General features: G+C 55.9%; 18 protein-coding genes. 10 read left to right on the top strand and 8 right to left on the bottom strand.

Going from position 1 to position 21,812, the window contains the following annotated elements:
• Positions 1–87 precede the first annotated feature (87 nt).
• The 4 genes from parC (at position 88) to IM314_RS07360 (ending at position 7,020) form a co-directional block, all read left to right on the top strand.
• A complete protein-coding gene (gene parC, locus IM314_RS07375; RefSeq protein WP_041908127.1) occupies positions 88–2,346 on the top strand; it encodes a DNA topoisomerase IV subunit A in 2,259 nt (752 codons plus the stop codon).
• Between the two features lie 162 nt (positions 2,347–2,508).
• Positions 2,509–3,246: a 1-acylglycerol-3-phosphate O-acyltransferase gene (plsC, locus tag IM314_RS07370; protein WP_028014424.1), complete on the top strand. Its 738-nt coding sequence runs from the start codon at positions 2,509–2,511 to the stop codon at positions 3,244–3,246.
• Positions 3,247–3,304: 58 nt separating this feature from the next.
• Positions 3,305–4,717, top strand: coding sequence for a cell division protein FtsP (ftsP, locus tag IM314_RS07365; RefSeq protein WP_028014423.1), 1,413 nt, complete (start codon positions 3,305–3,307; stop codon positions 4,715–4,717).
• A gap of 131 nt (positions 4,718–4,848) precedes the next feature.
• Entirely contained in the window at positions 4,849–7,020 is a 2,172-nt protein-coding gene (locus IM314_RS07360; protein ID WP_227008548.1) for a YgiQ family radical SAM protein, read from the top strand.
• Positions 7,021–7,103: 83 nt separating this feature from the next.
• On the opposite strand, the gene dkgA is transcribed toward IM314_RS07360, so the two are convergent.
• Positions 7,104–7,931, bottom strand: coding sequence for a 2,5-didehydrogluconate reductase DkgA (dkgA, locus tag IM314_RS07355; RefSeq protein ID WP_193358480.1), 828 nt, complete (start codon positions 7,929–7,931; stop codon positions 7,104–7,106).
• A gap of 105 nt (positions 7,932–8,036) precedes the next feature.
• Positions 8,037–9,200, bottom strand: coding sequence for an alcohol dehydrogenase (gene yqhD, locus IM314_RS07350; RefSeq protein ID WP_047364583.1), 1,164 nt, complete (start codon positions 9,198–9,200; stop codon positions 8,037–8,039).
• A 195-nt stretch (positions 9,201–9,395) separates the two neighbouring features.
• Between yqhD and IM314_RS07345 the strand changes: the two genes are divergently transcribed.
• A complete protein-coding gene (locus IM314_RS07345) occupies positions 9,396–10,295 on the top strand; it encodes an AraC family transcriptional regulator (protein ID WP_060572141.1) in 900 nt (299 codons plus the stop codon).
• A 45-nt stretch (positions 10,296–10,340) separates the two neighbouring features.
• On the opposite strand, the gene yghB is transcribed toward IM314_RS07345, so the two are convergent.
• A complete protein-coding gene (gene yghB, locus IM314_RS07340) occupies positions 10,341–11,000 on the bottom strand; it encodes a DedA family general envelope maintenance protein YghB (RefSeq protein ID WP_060572143.1) in 660 nt (219 codons plus the stop codon).
• Between the two features lie 142 nt (positions 11,001–11,142).
• Positions 11,143–12,330 carry a cystathionine beta-lyase gene (gene metC, locus IM314_RS07335; protein ID WP_041908135.1) on the bottom strand — a complete coding sequence of 396 codons (1,188 nt, stop codon included), beginning with the start codon at positions 12,328–12,330 and terminating at the stop codon, positions 11,143–11,145.
• 251 nt (positions 12,331–12,581) lie between these two features.
• Between metC and exbB the strand changes: the two genes are divergently transcribed.
• Both exbB and exbD read left to right on the top strand, forming a co-directional pair.
• Positions 12,582–13,313: a tol-pal system-associated acyl-CoA thioesterase gene (exbB, locus tag IM314_RS07330; protein ID WP_028014417.1), complete on the top strand. Its 732-nt coding sequence runs from the start codon at positions 12,582–12,584 to the stop codon at positions 13,311–13,313.
• A 4-nt stretch (positions 13,314–13,317) separates the two neighbouring features.
• On the top strand, positions 13,318–13,743 hold the full coding sequence (gene exbD, locus IM314_RS07325; protein WP_032643392.1) for a TonB system transport protein ExbD: 426 nt from the start codon (positions 13,318–13,320) through the stop codon (positions 13,741–13,743).
• 42 nt (positions 13,744–13,785) lie between these two features.
• On the opposite strand, the gene IM314_RS07320 is transcribed toward exbD, so the two are convergent.
• Complete coding sequence (locus tag IM314_RS07320) at positions 13,786–14,235, bottom strand: hypothetical protein (RefSeq protein WP_041908137.1); 450 nt, start codon at positions 14,233–14,235, stop codon at positions 13,786–13,788.
• A 1-nt stretch (position 14,236) separates the two neighbouring features.
• Positions 14,237–14,641 carry a hypothetical protein gene (locus tag IM314_RS07315; protein WP_041908138.1) on the bottom strand — a complete coding sequence of 135 codons (405 nt, stop codon included), beginning with the start codon at positions 14,639–14,641 and terminating at the stop codon, positions 14,237–14,239.
• Between the two features lie 103 nt (positions 14,642–14,744).
• On the opposite strand from IM314_RS07315, the gene IM314_RS07310 reads away from it, so the two are divergent.
• Entirely contained in the window at positions 14,745–15,248 is a 504-nt protein-coding gene (locus IM314_RS07310; protein ID WP_041908140.1) for an ESA_00282 family adhesion-associated protein, read from the top strand.
• A gap of 81 nt (positions 15,249–15,329) precedes the next feature.
• A complete protein-coding gene (locus IM314_RS07305; protein WP_003862473.1) occupies positions 15,330–15,818 on the top strand; it encodes a TIGR00645 family protein in 489 nt (162 codons plus the stop codon).
• Between the two features lie 76 nt (positions 15,819–15,894).
• Here IM314_RS07305 and IM314_RS07300 read toward each other — a convergent pair whose 3' ends face one another.
• Together IM314_RS07300 and IM314_RS07295 are read right to left on the bottom strand one after the other, a co-directional pair.
• The gene (locus tag IM314_RS07300) at positions 15,895–16,935 is read right to left on the bottom strand and encodes an aldo/keto reductase (protein WP_041908142.1); all 1,041 of its coding nucleotides are present in this window, start codon (positions 16,933–16,935) and stop codon (positions 15,895–15,897) included.
• 182 nt (positions 16,936–17,117) lie between these two features.
• A complete protein-coding gene (locus tag IM314_RS07295; protein ID WP_370529576.1) occupies positions 17,118–19,538 on the bottom strand; it encodes an autotransporter domain-containing protein in 2,421 nt (806 codons plus the stop codon).
• 677 nt (positions 19,539–20,215) lie between these two features.
• On the opposite strand from IM314_RS07295, the gene IM314_RS07290 reads away from it, so the two are divergent.
• Positions 20,216–21,763, top strand: coding sequence for a methyl-accepting chemotaxis protein (locus tag IM314_RS07290; protein WP_045260793.1), 1,548 nt, complete (start codon positions 20,216–20,218; stop codon positions 21,761–21,763).
• Positions 21,764–21,812: the final 49 nt, after the last annotated feature.

Below are 21,812 nucleotides of genomic sequence, written 5' to 3'. Positions count from 1 at the left end.
CTTTGTGACTCAATTCGTCAGATGAGGTAGTATCTGCGGCAATATTGCCTGAAACCCTTCGGTTTCTGAGTTGAGGAATCACACGTAATGAGCGATATGGCAGAGCGCCTCGCGCTACATGAATTCACGGAAAACGCCTACCTGAACTACTCCATGTACGTCATCATGGACAGGGCGTTGCCGTTTATCGGGGATGGCCTGAAGCCCGTTCAGCGCCGCATCGTCTATGCGATGTCCGAACTGGGGCTGAACGCCACCGCCAAGTTCAAGAAATCCGCCCGTACCGTGGGTGACGTACTGGGTAAATACCATCCGCACGGCGACAGCGCCTGCTATGAAGCGATGGTGCTGATGGCCCAGCCGTTCTCTTACCGATATCCGCTGGTGGACGGGCAGGGGAACTGGGGTGCGCCGGACGATCCGAAATCCTTCGCAGCGATGCGTTATACCGAATCCCGCCTGTCCAAATACGCCGAAGTGCTGCTGGGCGAGCTGGGTCAGGGAACCGTTGACTGGGTGCCAAACTTCGACGGTACGCTGCAGGAGCCGAAGATGCTGCCTGCGCGTCTGCCGAACATCCTGCTGAACGGCACGACCGGTATTGCGGTCGGCATGGCGACGGACATTCCGCCGCACAACCTGCGTGAAGTGGCGAAAGCCGCCATCACCCTGATCGAGCAGCCAAAAACCTCGCTGGACGAGCTGCTGGATATCGTGCAGGGGCCGGATTACCCGACCGAAGCCGAGATCATCACCTCGCGTGCAGAAATCCGCAAAATCTACCAGAACGGTCGCGGCTCCGTGCGCATGCGCGCGGTGTGGAATAAAGAGGACGGCGCCGTGGTGATCACCGCGCTGCCGCACCAGGTTTCCGGTGCCAAAGTGCTGGAGCAGATCGCCGCCCAGATGCGCAATAAAAAGCTGCCGATGGTGGACGATCTGCGCGACGAATCCGACCACGAGAACCCGACTCGTCTGGTGATCGTGCCGCGCTCTAACCGCGTGGACATGGAGCAGGTGATGAACCACCTGTTCGCCACTACCGATCTGGAAAAAAGCTACCGCATCAACCTGAATATGATTGGTCTGGACGGTCGTCCGGCGGTGAAAAACCTGCTGGAGATCCTCAGCGAGTGGCTGACGTTCCGCCGCGATACGGTGCGCCGTCGTCTGAACCATCGTCTGGAGAAAGTGCTTAAGCGCCTGCATATCCTCGAAGGTTTGCTGGTGGCATTCCTCAATATCGATGAAGTGATTGAGATCATCCGTACCGAGGACGAGCCGAAGCCCGCGCTGATGTCGCGCTTTGGCATCAGCGAAACCCAGGCCGAAGCGATCCTCGAACTGAAGCTGCGCCATCTCGCTAAGCTGGAGGAGATGAAGATCCGCGGCGAGCAAAGCGAGCTGGAAAAAGAGCGCGATCAGCTGCAGGCGATCCTCGCCTCCGAGCGCAAGATGAACACCCTGCTGAAGAAAGAGCTGCAGGCGGATGCCGATGCCTTCGGCGACGACCGTCGTTCTCCGCTGCACGAGCGCGAAGAAGCGAAGGCGATGAACGAGCACGACATGCAGCCGTCCGAGCCGGTGACCATTGTCCTGTCGCAGAGCGGCTGGGTGCGCAGCGCCAAAGGCCACGATATCGACGCGCCGGGTCTGAGCTACAAAGCGGGCGATAGCTTTAAAGCGGCGGTGAAAGGCAAGAGCAACCAGCCGGTGGCGTTTATCGACTCCACGGGCCGCAGCTACGCTATCGACCCGATCACGCTGCCTTCCGCGCGCGGCCAGGGCGAACCGCTCACCGGTAAGCTGACGCTGCCGCCGGGCGCAACGGTTGACCACATGCTGATGGAGGCCGACGACCAGAAGCTGCTGATGGCGTCCGATGCGGGCTACGGCTTTATCTGTACCTTTAACGACCTCGTGTCGCGTAACCGTGCCGGTAAAGCGCTGATCAGCCTGCCGGACAATGCCCGCGTGATGACACCGCTGGTGATTGAGAACGAGAGCGACATGCTGCTGGCGATCACCTCTGCCGGACGCATGCTGATGTTCCCGGTCAGCGACCTGCCGGAGCTGTCGAAAGGTAAGGGCAACAAGATCATCAACATCCCGTCGGCGGAAGCCGCGAAAGGTGAAGATGGCCTGGCGCACCTCTTCCTGCTGCCGCCGCAGAGCACGCTGACCATCCACGTTGGCAAGCGTAAAATCAAGCTTCGCCCGGAAGAGCTGCAGAAAGTGGTGGGCGAGCGCGGTCGCCGCGGTTCGCTGATGCGCGGCCTGCAGCGTATCGACCGCGTGGAGATTGATTCGCCTGCGCGCAGCAGCGCGGGCGACAGCGAAGAGTAATGTCATGACACCCCCTCTGTCCGGAGGGGGTATTTCAATAAAATTTCCCGTAAAATCGTTGTTAATTCGTGCGTTGCGATTAACAATACGCGCTCGTAATAAAGTCCTTACCTGGCCACAGGTGAAGTATAATTGTCAGCTGTCAGGGCTTCAGAGGTCGCTATGCTATACATTGTTCGTCTCATTCTTACCGTTATTTACTGCATTCTGGTCTGTATTTTCGGCTCTATTTACTGCCTGTTCAGCCCGCGTAATCCGAAGCATGTTGCCACCTTTGGCCATATGTTCGGTCGCCTTGCGCCGCTGTTTGGTCTGAAGGTTGAAAAACGCCTGCCTGAAGGAGCGGAGAACTTCGGTAACGCCATCTATATCGCCAATCATCAGAACAACTACGATATGGTGACGGCCTCCAATATTGTTCTGCCTCCGACCGTGACGGTGGGGAAAAAAAGCCTGCTGTGGATCCCGTTTTTTGGTCAGCTGTACTGGCTGACCGGTAACCTGCTGATCGACCGTAACAACCGTGCAAAAGCGCACGGCACGATTGCAGAAGTGGTGAATCATTTTAAAAAGCGCCGGATCTCAATCTGGATGTTCCCGGAAGGGACGCGTAGCCGCGGCCGCGGCCTGCTGCCGTTCAAAACCGGCGCGTTTCATGCCGCAATTGCGGCAGGTGTTCCAATTATTCCCGTGTGCGTTTCCAATACTTCTAATAAGATTAATCTTAACCGCCTGAATAATGGTCTGGTGATTGTCGAAATGCTGCCACCCGTCGATACCAGCAAATACGGTAAAGACCAGGTGCGCGAACTGGCAGCACACTGCCGCGAGCTCATGGCTCAGCATATTGCGCTGCTGGATAAAGAAGTCGCAGAAAGAGAAGCCGCCGGTAAGGTTTAATTCGGCGTTAAAGGGAAAAAGAATTCCCGCGTTGTTAGTCGTTTCAGATGGAGCTTATATGTCACTCAGTCGGCGTCAGTTTATTCAGGCTTCGGGGATTGCCCTTTGTGCGGGTGCGATGCCGCTGACAGCCAGCGCCGCCGGGCAGCAGCAGCCGCTGCCCATTCCGCCGTTGATTGAATCCCGTCGCGGGCAGCCGCTTTTCCTTACGCTTCAGCGCAGCCACTGGTCCTTTACCCAGGGCACGCGCGCGCCGGTGTGGGGCATTAACGGGCGCTACCTCGGGCCGACCATCCGCGTGTGGAACGGCGATGACGTTAAGCTCATTTACAGCAACCGTACGGCTGAAAATGTCGCCATGACCATCAGCGGCTTACAGGTTCCTGGACCTTTGATTGGCGGCGCGGCGCGAATGATGTCCCCCAACGCCGACTGGGCGCCCGTCCTGCCGATTCGCCAGAGTGCGGCAACCCTGTGGTATCACGCCAATACCCCTAACCGTACGGCGCAGCAGGTCTATAACGGTCTGGCCGGCATGTGGCTGGTGGAAGATGAGGTCAGTAAATCTCTGCCGATCCCGAACCACTACGGCGTGGACGATTTCCCGGTCATTATTCAGGACAAACGTCTGGATAACTTCGGCACGCCGGAGTACAGCGAGCCGGGCAGCGGTGGCTTTGTCGGCGATACCTTGCTGGTTAACGGCGCGCAGAGCCCGTACGTGGAAGTGTCCCGCGGCTGGGTGCGCCTGCGCCTGCTCAACGCCTCTAACTCGCGTCGCTATCAGCTGCAGATGAGTGATGGCCGCCCGCTGCACGTGATCTCCGGCGACCAGGGCTTTTTACCCGCGCCGGTCTCCGTTAAACAGCTTGCACTGGCGCCGGGTGAACGTCGTGAAATTCTGGTGGATATGACCAACGGGGACGAAGTCTCCGTCACCTGTGGTGAAGCCGCGAGCATCGTTGACCGTATTCGCGGTTTCTTTGAGCCGTCGAGCATTCTGGTCTCCACGCTGGTGCTTACTCTGCGTCCAACCGGCCTGCTGCCGCTGGTCACCGATAGCCTGCCGATGCGCCTGCTGCCGCAGGAGATCATGAGCGGCTCGCCGGTGCGCAGCCGTGATATCAGCCTGGGCGACGATCCGGGCATCAACGGCGCGCTGTGGGATGTAAATCGCATTGATATCACCGCTCAGCAGGGAACGTGGGAGCGCTGGACGGTCCGATCAGACATGCCGCAGTCGTTCCATATTGAAGGTGTGTCATTCCTGATCCGCAACGTTAATGGCGCGATGCCGTTCCCGGAAGATCGCGGCTGGAAAGATACCGTGTGGGTGGACGGCCAGGTTGAACTGCTCGTCTACTACGGCCAGCCTTCGTGGCCGCACTTCCCGTTCCTGTTCCACAGCCAGACGCTGGAGATGATGGACAGGGGCTCGGTAGGGCAGATGCTGGTGAATCCGGCGCCGTAACGTGCTTTTCTCCCTCTCCCTGTGGGAGAGGGTTGGGGTGAGGGCAACAGCCCGCATAATACCCCTTCATTTCCCACAATGTTCCAGCGTATAATCCCCGCCCTTTTGTCTATTTTTTCTTCGGAAGCACTATGAGCGCAATTTCCCTGATCCAGCCGGATCGTGACCTCTTCTCCTGGCCCCAGTACTGGGCGGCCTGCTTTGGACCGGCGCCGTTCCTGCCGATGTCCCGGGAAGAGATGGACCAACTGGGCTGGGACAGCTGCGATATCATTCTGGTCACGGGCGATGCCTACGTTGACCACCCGAGCTTCGGCATGGCCATCTGTGGCCGTATGCTCGAAGCGCAGGGCTTCCGCGTGGGGATCATCTCCCAGCCCGACTGGAACAGCAAAGACGACTTCATGCGTCTGGGGAAACCAAACCTGTTCTTCGGCGTGACCGCCGGCAACATGGACTCGATGATCAACCGCTATACCGCCGACCGTAAGCTGCGCCATGACGACGCCTACACGCCGGATAACGTGGCGGGCAAACGTCCGGACCGCGCGACCCTGGTTTATACCCAGCGCTGCAAAGAAGCCTGGAAAGACGTGCCGGTGATCCTCGGCGGCATCGAGGCGAGCCTGCGCCGCACCGCGCACTACGACTACTGGTCAGATACCGTGCGCCGCTCGGTGCTGGTGGACTCCAAGGCCGACATGCTGATTTACGGTAACGGCGAGCGTCCGCTGGTGGAAGTGGCGCACCGTCTTTCGCAGGGCGAGCCGGTAAGCAGCATCCGCGACGTGCGCAATACTGCGATCATGGTGAAAGAAGCGCTGCCGGGCTGGAGCGGGGTGGATTCCCGCATTATTGATATGCCGGGCAAAATTGACCCGATCCCGCACCCGTACGGTGAAGATCTGCCGTGTGCCGATAACAAGCCGGTTGAGCCGAAGAAAGCGGAAGCGAAGGCTATCGTTGTGCAGCCGCCGCGCCCGAAGCCGTGGGAAAAGACCTACGTGCTGCTGCCGTCCTATGAGAAGGTGAAAGCCGACAAGGTGCTCTACGCGCACGCGTCCCGTATTCTGCACCATGAAACCAACCCGGGCTGCGCCCGCGCGCTAATGCAGAAGCACGGCGAGCGCTTCATCTGGATCAACCCGCCGGCGATCCCGCTCTCCACCGAAGAGATGGACAGCGTCTTTGCGCTGCCGTACAAGCGCGTGCCACACCCGGCGTACGGCAACGCCCGCATCCCGGCGTATGAGATGATCCGCTTCTCGATCAACATCATGCGCGGCTGCTTCGGCGGCTGCTCCTTCTGCTCCATTACCGAACACGAAGGTCGTATTATCCAGAGCCGCTCTGAAGATTCGATCATCAATGAGATCGAAGCCATTCGCGACTCGGTGCCGGGCTTTACCGGCGTGATCTCCGATCTCGGCGGCCCAACCGCGAACATGTATATGCTGCGCTGCAAATCACCGCGCGCGGAGCAGACCTGCCGTCGTCTCTCCTGCGTCTACCCGAGCATTTGCGAGCACATGGATACTAACCACGAGCCGACGATCAACCTCTACCGCCGCGCGCGCGACCTGAAGGGCATCAAGAAGATCCTCATCGCGTCCGGGGTGCGTTACGACATCGCCGTGGAAGATCCTCGCTATATCAAAGAGCTGGCGACGCACCATGTGGGTGGCTATCTCAAGATTGCGCCGGAGCACACCGAAGAAGGCCCGCTGTCGAAGATGATGAAGCCGGGCATGGGCAGCTACGATCGTTTTAAACAGCTGTTCGACACCTACTCGAAGCAGGCGGGCAAAGAGCAGTATCTGATCCCGTACTTCATCTCCGCGCATCCTGGCACGCGCGATGAAGACATGGTGAACCTGGCGCTGTGGCTGAAGCAGCGTCGCTTCCGTCTGGATCAGGTGCAGAACTTCTATCCTTCACCGCTCGCCAACTCGACGACCATGTACTACACCGGCAAGAACCCGCTGAGTAAGATTGGCTACAAGAGCGAAGAGGTGGTGGTGCCGAAAGGGGATAAACAGCGTCGTCTGCATAAGGCGCTGCTGCGTTACCACGACCCGAAAAACTGGCCGCTGATCCGCCAGGCGCTGGAAGAGATGGGTAAAAAACACCTTATTGGCTCGCGCCGCGACTGCCTGGTACCGGCCCCGACGCTGGAGGAGATGCGCGAAGCGCGTCGCCATAATCGCAATACGCGCCCGGCGCTGACCAAGCACACGCCGATTGTGCATCAGCGTTCGAACGGTAATTCGAGTGTGAAGAAGCCCGTGAAGCGCAAAGCGTAAATAAAAAACCCCGGCAAGCCGGGGTTTTTATGTCGACATGTAGGCCGGGTAAGGCGTAGCCGCCACCCGGTTTTTTTACGCGATTATCCGCCAAACTGATCCGGATCTGGCCCAAGCCGCTTACCTTTATCCAGCTTCGCAATTTCACCCAGCTCGTCTTTGTCCAGTCGGAAATCCCAGACGTCGAAGTTCTCGGCAATGCGCGACGGCGTGACCGATTTCGGGATCACCACCAGGCCGTTGTCCAGATGCCAGCGAATGACGATCTGCGCCGGGGTTTTGCCGTATTTATCCGCCAGGTCGCGGATGATTTTCTGATCGAACACGCCTTCACCGCCCTGCGCCAGCGGGCTCCAGGACTCGGTCTGGATCTTGTGGGTGGCGTTCCAGGCGTGAAGCTGGCGCTGCTGCAGCAGCGGGTGCAGCTCGATCTGGTTAATCACCGGAGCGACGCCCGTTTCGTCAATCAGGCGCTGCAGGTGATGCACCTGGAAGTTACAGACGCCGATGCTTTTCACCAGCCCCTCTTTCTGCAGTTCAATCATCCCTTTCCAGGCGTCAACGTAGTGATCGATAGCCGGAACCGGCCAGTGCATCAGGTACAGATCGACGAAATCAAGCTGGATTTTCTCCAGGCTCTCCTGCAACGCTTCGCGGGGGCGCTTTTGATCGTCGTTCCACAGTTTAGTGGTGATGAACAGCTCATCGCGAGGGACGCCGGCGCTGGCCAGCGCGGTCCCCACGCCTTCCTCGTTTTTGTACGCGGCGGCGGTATCAATCGACCGATAGCCGACTTCGAGTGCTTTATGAATGGCGGAGACGACCTCGTCGTTACCGGCTTTCCATACACCTAGCCCCAGTTGGGGCATCACGTTGCCGTCCTGCAGCTTGATTACGGTTTGGTTTGCCATTTTTCCTCCTTCAGGTGCGCATCGCCGGAGGGGGACTCCGGCGATGGGGTGTGCATTAAGTCTGGACGAAATGTCAAAAAACGAAAGTCAGGATGCCAAAAACGCTTAGCGTGCCGCTTCGTAGATCCGACGGCTGACGTCCAGCGTAATGTCACCGTGCTCGCCCAACTGGGTCATGCCGTGCTCTTCGAGTTTTGCCAGCAGGGCAGGAATGGAGCTGCCGTCCAGGCCGTAGCCGGACAGACGCGTTGGCACGCCCAGGCTTTCAAAGAAGTTACGGGTCGCTGCAATGGCGGCATCAATACGCGCATCGTCAGAACCCTCGGTGATGTTCCACACGCGCTCGGCGTACTGCAGCAGCTTGGCACGCTTGGTATCCCGTTTTTCGTTCCACAGCGCAGGCAGCACAACGGCCAGCGTCTGGGCGTGGTCCAGGCCGTGCATCGCCGTCAGCTCGTGGCCCAGCATATGGGTTGCCCAGTCCTGCGGCACGCCAGCGCCGATCAGGCCGTTCAGCGCCTGCGTCGCGGCCCACATGACGTTGGCACGCACGTCGTAGTTTTCCGGCTCTTTCAGCGCTTTCGGGCCGTCTTCAATCAGCGTGAGCAGAATGCCTTCCGCGAAGCGATCCTGAATTTTGGCATTAACAGGGTAGGTCACGTACTGCTCGACGGTGTGTACAAAGGCGTCGACCACGCCGTTCGCCACCTGACGCGCGGGCAGGGTATAGGTGTAAACCGGATCCAGAATGGCAAAGACAGGCTGAACGTGTTCGTTCATAAAGGCCTGCTTGTCGCCGGTGGTTTTGCGGGAGATCACCGCGCCCTTGTTGGATTCAGAACCCGTCGCTGGCAGGGTCAATACGGATCCCATCGGGATAGCGCTTTTAATGTCGCTGCCGCGGGTTTCCAGGATGTGCCACGGATCGATGCCATCAGCGTAGTACGCTGCCGCCGCGATGAATTTAGTGCCGTCCAGCACGGAGCCGCCGCCGACCGCCAGCAGGAAGGTGATGTTTTCTTCGCGGGCGATTTTCACCGCGTTCATCAGCGTTTCGTAAGACGGGTTTGGCTCAATGCCGCCGAACTCACGTACGTCCAGTCCGTCCAGAGCGCTGTAAACTTGATCCAGCACGCCGGTTTTTTTCACGCTGCCGCCACCGTAGGTGATCAGCACGCGGGCGTCAGCAGGGATCTGCGCGCGCAGGTCGGCGATAGCGTCTTTACCAAACAGAATGCGGGTTGGGGTGTGAAGATTAAAGTTGTTCATTGCTCGTTCCCTTTAGTGGGTGAAAAACCGTGGTGGCGCTGATGGCTACCTGATGCTGCTCATTGTGGCCGTCCGGGGCCAGGCTCTCAATGCACATTCCTGCCGATGTCTTGCCCATTTCTACAGAGCGCTGGAGAAACTTCGTAAAAATGCGCAGACTGTGAGGGTCGGAAACCGTACCCGGAGTAACGTAAAATGAACCGTGAAGCGATCTGCCTTCAGCTTACCTCGCAGATTAAAATGCTGATAAATAAAGAAAATAATGTTGGCGACCTGCTGCCGGACATTCGCCTGCTCTACGGCACGCAGCCCGGGACGCGCACGCCGGTGATGTACCAGCCGGGCATCGTTTTTCTCTTTTCAGGCCATAAGATTGGCTATATCAACGAGCGGGTGTTCCGCTACGACACCAATGAATATCTGCTCCTGACGGTACCTTTACCCTTCGAATGTGAAACCTTCGCGACAGAAGCGGTCCCGCTGGCGGGTATTCGCGTCAACGTCGATATTCTTCAACTGCAGGAGCTGCTGATGGAGATTGGCGAAGACGAGCTTTTCCAGCCGTCGATGGCCTCCAGCGGGATTAACTCGGCGACGCTGTCGGAAGAGATCCTCTGCGCCATTGAGCGCCTGCTGGACGTCATGGAAAGGCCGCTGGACGCGCGTATTCTCGGCAAGCAGATTATCCGCGAAATTCTTTATCACGTGCTGCTGGGGCCGGGCGGCGGGGCGTTACTTGCGCTGGTGAGCCGACAGACCCACTTCAGCCTGATCAGCCGCGTGCTCAAGCGTATTGAAAGCCAGTACACGGAGAACCTCAGCGTTGACCAGCTGGCGGCGGAAGCGAACATGAGCGTTTCGGCGTTTCACCACAACTTTAAGTCGGTGACCAGCACCTCGCCGCTGCAGTACCTTAAAACCTACCGTTTGCACAAGGCGCGGATGCTGATGATCCACGACGGCATGAAGGCCAGCGCGGCGGCCATGCGCGTCGGCTACGAAAGTGCGTCGCAGTTCAGTCGGGAGTTTAAGCGCTATTTCGGCGTCACGCCGGGAGAGGATGCGTCACGTATAAGAACGATGCAGGGCGCCTGAGGGGAAACGTAGGCCGGGAAAGCGGTAGCGCCACCCGGCTTTTGTTTATGCACTGCAATACTTTTTCTTAATCACCACCGCAATGGTACCCACCAGCCCAGCAACCAGCAGGAATATCGGCAGGATCATCAGGAAGGTCATCACCTGATCTTCATGGTGCTTCACAAAGGGGATCATGTTCAGCGCGTAGCCGAGGGTGGTGACCACGCCAACCCACAGCAGGGCGCTCAGCCAGTTGAAGAACTGGAAGCGGCGGTTAGACAGCCCGGAAATACCCGCCATGGTGGGCAGAAGGGTGCGCACAAACGCCAGGAAACGCCCGACGAGCAGCGCCAGCAGGCCGTGGCGGTCAAACATACAGGTCGCACGCTGGTGATATTTATGCGGTAACTGCGCCAGCCAGCCCTTCACCACGCGCGTGTTCCCCAGCCAGCGGCCCTGCAGATAGCTCAGCCAGCAGCCCAGGCTCGCGGCGGAGGTAAGGATAACCATCGTTGGCGTAAAGTCCATGACGCCTTTGCCGATCAACGCCCCGGCAAGCAAAAGCAAACTGTCACCGGGTAAAAACGAGGCTGGCAGTAATCCATTTTCCAGAAACAGCGTCGCGAACATCACGAAATAGACGACGCCTACAACGTGGGGATCCGCCAGGGCGGCAAAATCATGTTGCCAGAGCGCCGCGATAATATCTTGAATAACAGCCATGGACTTTCCTGTGGAACAGCAGAGATAACGCTATTGTACTCCCAATTTCACCTGTCGGGATTGATCGCAGGCGCAACTCATGCAGACTTTTCTGCTTGCAGTGTTCACAAAAGCGTCCGGGAGTACATTTTCAGCCCGCACTCTACACGATACGTTCAAAGCCTGCAGATAAATCCGCAATTAAATCGTCCACATTTTCTAAACCGATATGCAATCTAATGAGGGTGCCGCTGAAGTCCACTTCTCCGCCGGGGCGCAGGGCCGCGATCTGCTCCGGCTGATTCGGCAGGATCAGGGATTCAAAACCGCCCCAGGAGTAGGCCATGCTGAAGAGGGTAAAATTATCCAGATAGCTTGCCAGCTCGTCATTACTCAGCCGTTTTTTCAGCACAAACGAGAACAAACCGCTGCTGCCCGTAAAGTCACGTTGCCAGAATTCATGGCCTTTACTACCTGGAAGAGCTGGATGGTTCACGCGCTCAACCTGCGGATGCTGCGCCAGCCATTCAGCGATTTTCAGGCTACTTTCATGATGCTGACGCAGACGCACGCCGAGCGTACGAATGCCCCGGCTGGTCATGTATGCCGTGTCTGCATCCACCATCTGGCCCATCAGGTAGGCATTTTCCCGCAGCTGCTCCCAGCAGCGCGCGTTGGAAACCGCGGTGCCAATCATCCCGTCAGAGTGTCCAATCAGGTATTTCGTTGCCGCCTGAATCGAGATATCAATATCGAATTCCAGCGCCTTAAACAGCACGCCTGCCGCCCAGGTGTTGTCGATCATGATAATCGCCTCTGGCGCTTTGCTGCGCACGGCCTTCACGATAGCCGGAACGTCGTGCACTTCCATGGTGATGGAGCCAGGAGATTCCAGGAACACAATGCGCGTGTTTGGCTGGATAAGTTCAGCAATGCCTTCACCAATCAGCGGGTCAAACCAGCTGGTGGTCACGCCGAGCTTGCTGAGAATTTTTGTGCAGAAATCCTGGCTGGGTTCATAGGCGGTGTTGGTCATCAGGATATGGTCGCCCTGTTCCACAAACGCCAGAATGGTGTTGGCGACCGCCGCCGCACCGCACGGGAACAGCGCGCAGCCTGCGCCCCCCTCCAGCTCGCACATCGCTTCCTGCAGCGAAAAATGGGTTAGCGTGCCGCGGCGACCGTAGAACAGCCCGCCTTTTGCGCGGTTACGCGTGGCGATTTTTTTCTCCTCAACGGTATCAAACACCAGCGAGGAGGCGCGTTGAATCACGCTGTTGACCGATCCCTGAGTGTATTTTTTGCTGCGTCCCGCCTGCACCAGCGTGGTATCAAGATGCTTCTTCGTCATGTTCGCTAACCCTGTTTTTATACGTCTGGACGTCCAGACTACCACGATTGTAAAAAACTGCACCCGCATGCTTATCGAATAAGCAGAAAATAGTAGCAAAAAAGCGCATAAGAAATTTTTACTGCGTAAGCGCAAGGAAACTGAGCGAAAATTACGGCACCATGTAAATACTAATGAGAACGACTATCAATTCGACGGCTTTTTGATATTATTACGTTCAGATTTTGTGATTTGCGTCCTGGAGATACAGAGTGGGTAATAATTTGATGCAGACGGATCTCTCCGTTTGGGGCATGTATCATCATGCTGACATCGTGGTTAAGATTGTGATGATCGGCCTGATTCTGGCGTCCGTTGTCACCTGGGCTATCTTCTTCAGCAAAAGCGCCGAGCTGCTTTCGCAGAAGCGTCGCCTCAAGCGGGAACAGCAGCAGCTGGCAGAAGCCCGCTCTCTGGATCAGGCTTCTGAGATGACCTCATCCTTCCACCCGAAAAGCCTGACCACCCTGTTAGTGAATGAAGCTCAGAACGAGCTGGAACTCTCCGCCGGCAGTGAAGATAACGAAGGCATTAAAGAGCGTACCGGTTTCCGTCTTGAGCGTCGCGTGGCGGCCGTTGGCCGACACATGGGACGCGGCAATGGGTATCTGGCGACCATCGGCGCGATTTCACCGTTCATCGGTCTTTTCGGTACGGTCTGGGGCATCATGAACAGCTTTATCGGTATTGCTCAGACCCAAACCACCAACCTGGCGGTAGTTGCCCCGGGGATCGCGGAAGCGCTGCTGGCGACGGCAATCGGTCTGGTTGCAGCAATTCCGGCGGTGGTTATCTACAACATTTTCGCGCGTATGATCGGCAACTACAAAGCCACGCTCGGCGACGTTGCCGCTCAGGTTCTGCTGCTGCAAAGCCGCGATCTCGACCTGAACGCCAGCGCCGTGAAGCCGGTGCATGCGGCGTCTAAACTGCGCGTAGGTTGATTGTATGGCAATGCGTCTAAACGAAAATCTGGACGATAACGGCGAAATGCACGAAATCAACGTGACGCCGTTTATCGACGTCATGCTGGTGCTGCTGATTATCTTCATGGTGGCAGCACCCCTGGCGACGGTCGACGTGAAGGTGAATCTGCCTGCCTCCTCCAGCCAGCCGCAGCCGCGTCCGGAAAAGCCAATTTATTTGTCGGTGAAAGCGGATAAATCCATGTTCCTGGGGAACGACCCTGTGACGGATGCCTCCGTTATTCCGGCGCTGGACCAGCTGACCGGCGGCAAGAAGGACACCACCGTCTTCTTCCGGGCGGACAAAACCGTCGACTACGAAACCATGATGAAGGTAATGGACACGCTGCATCAGGCGGGTTATCTGAAGATTGGGCTGGTCGGGGAAGAGAAAGCGGCCTCGAAGTGATAAAGAAGCTGGCGAAAGCCGGCTTTTTTTATGCCTGTTGGTTTATGCGTTTTTGTTGTCCGTCGGTGCGGTAGAGGGGGTTGTCAGCGCGTCCTCATCGAGCGCAACGCAGGTGACATTTGACGTACGGTACTCGCCGGCTGACAGTTTGCGCGTCAGGCGCAGGGTGGCGACTTCTCTGGCAAGCAGATACTGGTAGTTGGCCTCAAGACGTCCCAGCAGTTTCTCTTTCAGTTCTGGAAGCTGTTCGATGATGGCGTTCATCACGGCGCCGTAAATTTCTTCTTTGACCTGTAACGGATAAATCTCGCGGCGATTCTGCCATTTCAGACGCACCAGCGTTGCCGGGATCGATACCAGGTCTTGTGTAATACGCGTCATCTCGGCATTTTTTGCATTTCTTAGCGCCTCGATATTTTGCTTTAAGATAAATTCATCACTTTTTTTATCATCTAAAGTCAAATAAACGTTATTGTCTTTAACTTCTTTCACGTTAATCTTCCCCCAGGGTATAAAAAATAGGGTTGTTTTTTTCTCGCGTAATTAGATTAAGCCAAATTTCATTGCCGGCCTCATTTATTTCCTTCGTTTTTTCAGCCATTATTTGACTTAGTTTCTGGGCATCTATTTCGCCTTCTGCCTGCAGGTCATTCAGCAGGTGGACGAAGGCTTCAATTTTTATAGCGCGAAATAAGCGGTCTTTTATATGGCGATCGTGCTCTTCCAGCAGCATATTACGGGATTTGCCAGTGTGAGAAACGCCAATTAATATATCAGGCTCGAAATCAGAGAGCTTTCTTTTCCCCTGAGTGAAACTGGCCTTTTTTTCTTCTTCCGTCGGTTGCTGTTCCACAGGCGTAATGTGGTACTTAGCCGGGACGAGATAGTCGGGCAGCATTTTTAATTTCCTTTAATTTCAACAGGGTGAGGTTGGTAAAGGCGTGAGATTCGTTGACAATATCATGAGGCAATTTTAAAATCAAAAAAAATGGAGCCAACCCATGAACAGCATCTTTTTTACGGTCATCACATTACTATTACTGACCGCTGGTGTGCTTTTATTGATGCAGGAGTTCAATAAAACGAAAGTGTCGAAAGACACCAGTGAACCGCCACAACCTGAACTAATGACAAAAGAGGAAGGAGAAGATCATTTCTCTGTTTTAATGAACTCCGTTACGCCTGTCTGGTACTGGCGGGTGAATCATGAATATATCGACTTCTTACACGCGACAATTAAGCGCATGAAAATGTCGGAAATTAATGACACGCCCGGTCTGTTTGAGGCCCAGCGTCGCTGTAGCGATCTGAATTCAGCGGTTTATAAATATTACGACAACATCAAAAAGCGCTGTCTTAACGGTGAGAAGGTCTCGTATTCAGACCTGGACGTATTAAACCTTCGCCAGTGTTTTCGCGAGTTTAGCCTGGAAGCCTACCCGGAGCTGGTGGTGCTGGTCTGGCCGGAGTATGCGCGTCCTGAGGTTAACCCGGACGACGTCTGAGTGGCGTACTGGTTAGTTCTTGCAAACAGTCAGCGCCGTTGAGATATACTGAGCGCTGGTTTCGTTTGCAGACAGGATTTTATGGAACGCTTCTTTGAAAACGCAATGTATGCCTCTCGCTGGCTGCTCGCCCCCGTCTATTTCGGTCTTTCCCTGGCTCTGGTCGCCCTGACGATCAAGTTCTTCCAGGAGATTTTCCACGTATTGCCTAACATTTTCTCCGTGGCGGAAGCTGATTTAATTCTGGTTCTGCTGTCGCTGGTGGATATGACGCTGGTGGGCGGCTTACTGGTGATGGTGATGTTCTCCGGTTATGAGAACTTCGTCTCTCAGCTTGATATCGCCGAGCATAAAGAAAAGCTCAGCTGGCTGGGGAAAATGGACGCCTCGTCGCTGAAGAATAAAGTTGCGGCATCTATAGTGGCAATCTCCTCTATCCACCTGTTACGCGTGTTTATGGACGCGAAAAACGTCCCGGATAATAAGCTGATGTGGTATGTGATTATCCACCTGACGTTTGTGCTGTCGGCGTTTGTGATGGGGTATCTGGATAAGATCAGTAAGAAATAAGGTACACATTTCTCCCCTCACCCTAACCCTCTCCCGGGGAGAGGGTTAGGGTGAGGGGAGAAAGCATCGAACCACACTATTTATCCGACGACGCCTGCCACAAATTCAGTTCCCCGTCCGCCACGTGCTGGTCAATCCGCGTCAGTTCATCTTCCGTAAAGCGCAGATTACCCAGCGCCTGAACGTTCTCCTCCAGCTGTTCCGGGCGGCTCGCGCCAATCAGCACTGACGTCACGCGAGCATCTTTCAGCAGCCAGCTCAACGCCATCTGCGCCATCGTCTGCCCGCGCGCCTGCGCCATCTCATTAAGCAGACGAAGACTGATCAGATTAGCTTCCGTCAGCATTTTCTGCGTCAGGCCGCGCACTTTGTTCCCCTCGCGCTGCATGCGAGAACCTTCCGGAATACCGTTCAGGTATTTTCCGGTCAGCAGACCCTGCGCCAGCGGGGTAAAGGCAATACACCCCGTGCCGTTTGCTTCCAGCGTATCCAGCAAGCCGGTCTTATCGACCCAGCGGTTAAGCAGGTTATAGGACGGCTGGTGGATCAGCAGCGGGATCTTCCACTCGTGCAGCAGCGCGGCCATTTTTTGTGTGCGCTCGGTAGAGTAGGAGGAAATGCCCACGTACAGTGCTTTCCCACTCTGAACAGCATGAGCCAGCGCGGAGGCCGTCTCTTCCATTGGCGTATTTTCATCCACGCGGTGGGAATAGAAAATATCCACGTATTCGACGCCCATACGTTTCAGGCTCTGGTCGAGACTGGCGAGCAGGTACTTGCGTGAGCCGCCTGAACCGTACGGGCCTGGCCACATGTCGTAACCGGCTTTAGTGGAGATAATCAACTCGTCGCGATACCGGGCAAAGTCCTCACGCAGCAGGCGGCCAAAGTTCTCTTCCGCGCTACCCGCAGGCGGTCCGTAGTTGTTGGCAAGATCGAAATGGGTAATACCGAGGTCGAAGGCTTTACGCAGCAGCGCGCGCTGGGAATCAAGGGGCTGAACGTGGCCGAAGCTATGCCACAGGCCCAGCGACAGGGCGGGCAGGCGCAGGCCGCTCTTGCCACAGTAGCGGTACTGCATATTCTCGTAGCGGGTAGCGTCAGGGTACCAGGACATGATGTCTCCTTTTCTTATCGATGAATTTTTGAAACGGCGTTTTCATTCTGTCCTTATCAAAACATAAATCCCGGAGAGATGCGATGGCAGAACGCGCTGCCGGCACTTTTCCCCGGGATACGTCAGACGTTGAGCCCCGACCTGCCCGGTAAACGTAGCGTCACCGGGCAACCAGACGACAATCAGAAGCTGTAGCTCATCCCCGCCTGCACACTGGCACCGTTATCCACATCACCGGTACCGACATACACCCCGGTGTTCAGGGTAAAGTTATGGGCGATGGTGGCGTTGATGCCTGCTCCAAAGATGCCCATTGTGTTGTTGTGACCAGAGGTGTTGTGATAATCCGCCGCCTGAATGTCGGTGTTATCGCTGAACTCTTTCTGGAAGCGCGCGTCGATCCACGGCATCACCTTCACGTTCTTGTTCAAATCGCGAAGGGTGGTGGTGAGCCTCACGCCCGCGCCACCGTTCCAGGAAGAGACCTGGCTGTCGGCAAACGTCACCGCGCTATCCGAGAAGCCGTTTGCTTTGGTCTGATCCCAGCCTAACGTCGCGTAAGGCTGCAGCAGCGTTTCGCCCGGCAGCAGGACATTGACGCCGGTACGGGCTTGAGCCATATACAGGCTGCCATCGGTGGAGCCGTGTAGCGCCTCCGTCATGCCGCTGGTATCGCCCGTCACGTTGTTGGCAGACAGCGAGTAACGCATATCGCCGTAGCTGAAGCTACCGTCAGCAAAGAGACCCCAGTTGCGGCCGTTCAGTGCCTGCTGCCAGCCGCCATACAGGCTGTAGTAGTTACCGTAAACGCTGTCTTTGAAGCTATCCGCACCATCGCTGGTGTCCTGCACGCGGCTGCGCGTCCACGCCAGCGCTATACCGCCGGTCACGCTGTCGCCGTTGTCCATATGCGCCGTCCAGTCTACGCCGCCCTGCGCTCCCTGAGTGATGCTTTTATAGTCGACGTCGTTGCTGAAATTACCATTCTGATAGAGGAAATCACCCCACACCTGCGCGCCGTCCTGCTGTTCTCCCTGCAGGTTCGCCAGATGCACCTGGTTCATGTGGTTGCTAATGTCATCAGCCACCTGATGACCGGCTTGTTCCGCGGCATCCAGACCTGCAACCAGCCCCTGAACGTCGCTCGCGAGATTGCCTTTTTGGCTATTAAATTCAATATTCCAGCTTTGGCTGTTATCAGCTGCCAGCATCGTCTGTGGCGCGCTGTCGGCAGCAACAATATTCAGGCTATTGTCGTAATTATAGGCTCCGCTACGGTTCTCAACAGTCTGTTGGCCGTTGGTAAAACTTGCTGCGGCATAATTTTCTGGTGCGCTGCTGCCTGAGGTGGTGAACGTACCCAGAATAACGTTACGCTGATTTTGTGCCGACGGAGTGATGCTATTCACAATCACGGTGTTATTGGCGCCGGTAATATTTCCGAAATTCACATAGCTGTCGGTGCTCATGGTAACCAGTGCATTGCTGCCGGTGGTGGTGGCAATCAGGGTTGAACCGTTTTGCAAACTCCAGCTGGTTGCGTCGTTAATTTTATCAATGGCAATGCTGTTATCGCTGGTGGTATTGACCGTTTCAAACTGGCTTATTTGTCCGGATATGGAACTGCCCGCATCCATTGACAGGGTATCGCTGCCGTCACCCCCGTTAACATTGCCATTAACATGTGAATCATTGGTCAGCACGACCGTATCATCACCCGCACCCGTTGTAATATCACCGTTGATGGTCGCATTGTTCTGCAGCGTGATGGTGCTGCTGCCCGTATTCTGGCTGGTATTTATCTCGCCATTCACGGTGCTGTTATCCACCAGAACGGAATTTGCGGAATTACCCTCGATGGTTACATTACCATTTACAACGCTGTTATTTGTCAGTGAGATACTGGTGGTGCCGTTTTCGTTAATGGCCCCGATGTCTCCGGTGATCGTGCTGTTATTCAGCGCCAGCGAATCGACCTTCGTTCCGTACATCGCGATGGCGACATCGCCAAAGGCATCGAGGTTGATGTCGCTGAAGGGCTTGTATTCGCTCAGTTTTACCGCCAGCGTGTCGATGTTCTGCGCGATTTCGCTCTGCGAGGCATCCACGGAAGCGTTCGTCAGCGTAATAGTGGTATCAGATTTATCGCTACCCGCGTAGATACCGCCTTTATCCATCGTGCTGTCGCTGATAGCAATATTTTGCGCACCGGCCCCCGCGCTGAGAATACTGCCGTGCAGTACGCTGCCGTTCTCAACGTTCACGGTGTGGTAGCCTTTATCCATCGGGTCGAGGTAAATGGCTGAACCCATCATATAGGCTTTTTTACCTTCGTAGCTTCCGGCGTCATTTTCACCATTCAGCGTGGCGCCATCGATGGTCACCGTCGTATTGGTGGTTGCACCGGTATTGCCCACTTCGATCATATCGACGGTGGCGCCGTTATTTATCGTAATATTAGCCGTCCCCCCGTTGCTGCCCTGGATATAATGGCCGGACATGTCGGTACCGGAAACGGTCAATGACTGGGTATCCCCTGATTCACGGCTTCCATCCATAAAGATATTATTTGCGGTGGCGTCGGCCATAACGGCATCCGTCACGCCGGGATCCTGATAGAAACTATTATCTTTATATTTCGATAAGCCACAGGTCTGCGACGTCACGCCGGGCTGGCAGGGCGTAGCGGGAGTGACGGCAGCCTGGGCACCCAATGACGTAAAAGCCACTAATACACATTGCGAAAGCAACGTACGATTCATTAATTTGCGCATTTTTAAGTTCTCTGGATGAGTCGAAAATTGTCCGGCTCTTTTTAATTTAATTTATTTAAAATAAGAACTTTCTTAGCGGCTAAGGATGTAATGAAATCTAAAGATATATACCGCGCAATAGTTGACGGTTAAATAATTAAACCTTATTAATAAATTTGAATTAATTCATGATCTAAATGTTTTTGAATGATTTGCATACAAATTAAAGGGTTTCTTGACCGGTCGTGCGGTTCTTTGACCTTCTTATTCACCGGGGTATTAACCCTTTAGGGTTATGAGGTTAATTAACTGTTTGTCTGTTTTACATTTCGAGGGCTGCTGAAATATTAAAACACGTATTGTGCAGGCGGATTTTCCCCGCAGCGATTATCCTTTTCCGGCGATCGGCAGGGTAGTGAAGATTTTTATAAAATTACTCGCGAAATATTATAATTTCGCCAGTTTCTGCCGATAACGAGGGTAAGACTCGCCTCTGGGCGAATTCACCCTCACGGCAAGGAAGACTTATGAATATGCTCCGTAATTTCACGATCCGTTTCGTCATGCTGACGATCCTCGGGATTTTTTGTTTAATGTGGGCGGGCGTCGGGCTGTACAGCACTTGGTCCCTGTCACGGGTATCAGACGGCAATGAAGTCGATCGCCAGCTGGTCAAACAGATGATGGTGCTCAGCCAGGGCAACGATCAGTATTTCCGCTTTGTGACCCGTCTGAGCCGCGCCATGGAGGTCAAAGCCGCTGGCGGCACGCCGGATTTGTCCTCTGCCCAACAGGCGCTGGACAACATGGGTAAGAAACTGGCCGAAATGAAGGCGATCTCGCCTGGCCCAATGGATGAGCAGGTCTCTGCGCAGGTGATCGGTGCCTGGCAGGCGCTGCTTGAACAGGGCGTGACGCCGCAAATGGAGCAGGCGAAGCAGGCGACCCTGGACGGCTACCGCCAGCAGGCCAACAACGTTACGCCGCCGCTAAGCCGTGCGTTCGGTGCCGCCGCCGAGAAGTTCAATAATGCCGCCGCGAAGACGCTCGACAGCACCCGCATGGTGGTCGACGGCCTGACCAGCATGACCCGCACGGTTATTATCGTCGCCACCATTATCGGCCTGCTGATCCTGCTCTTTACCGACCGCTACCTGGTGGCGATGCTGGTCAAACCGCTGGAGCGCATTCGCCAGCAGTTTCGCCAGATTGCCCAGGGCGATCTCAGCCAGCCCATTGCGCCTTTCGGCCGCAACTGCGTGGGACAGCTGGTGCCGCTGCTGAGCGCCATGCAGGACAGCCTGCGTGAAGCGGTCAGCACCATTCGCTCCGGCAGTGAGAATATCTGGCGCGGCGCGACGGAGATCTCCAGCGGCAACAACGATCTCTCTTCCCGTACCGAAGAGCAGGCTGCCGCGCTGGAAGAGACGGCGGCCAGCATGGAACAGCTGACCGCTACCGTGAAGCTGAACGCCGAAAGCGCGCGTCAGGCCAGCCAGCTTGCCGATGTGGCCTCAACCACCGCCAGCCGCGGCGGCTCGCTGGTGGAAGAGGTGGTCACCACCATGAGCGGTATTTCGGAAAGCTCGAAGAAAATTGCTGAAATCACCAACGTCATCAACAGCATTGCCTTCCAGACCAATATTCTGGCGCTCAATGCGGCCGTAGAAGCGGCGCGCGCGGGCGAGCAGGGGCGTGGATTCGCCGTGGTGGCGGGTGAAGTCCGCAACCTGGCAAGCCGCAGCGCCAATGCGGCAAAAGAAATTGAGGGTCTGATTACCGATTCCGTGACCCGCGTCGAGCAGGGTGCGCAGCTGGTGAGCGACACGGGCACCACCATGGATGCGATTTTGCGTGACGTGACGGAGGTGACGACCATTATGAAGCAAATCGCGTCGGCTTCTGAAGAGCAAAGTAAGGGCATTTCGCAGGTCGGGATTGCTATTACGCAGATGGACGGCGTCACCCAGCAGAACGCCTCGCTGGTCGAAGAGGTTTCTGCGGCAGCCGCGGCGCTGGAACGCCAGACCGAAGAGCTTCAGCGTTCGGTGCAGAAGTTCCGCCTGACGGCATAACACAACAGGCCGCCTGATGCGGCCTTACTTCTTTCTTTTCCCGATGCTG

The sequence above is a fragment of the Enterobacter cloacae complex sp. P42RS genome, assembly GCF_014930595.1.
In the GTDB taxonomy this organism is placed as follows: domain Bacteria; phylum Pseudomonadota; class Gammaproteobacteria; order Enterobacterales; family Enterobacteriaceae; genus Enterobacter; species Enterobacter bugandensis.
The sequence above is the reverse complement of the archived record's forward strand: the minus strand, read 5'-3'. Positions and strand labels throughout refer to the sequence as shown.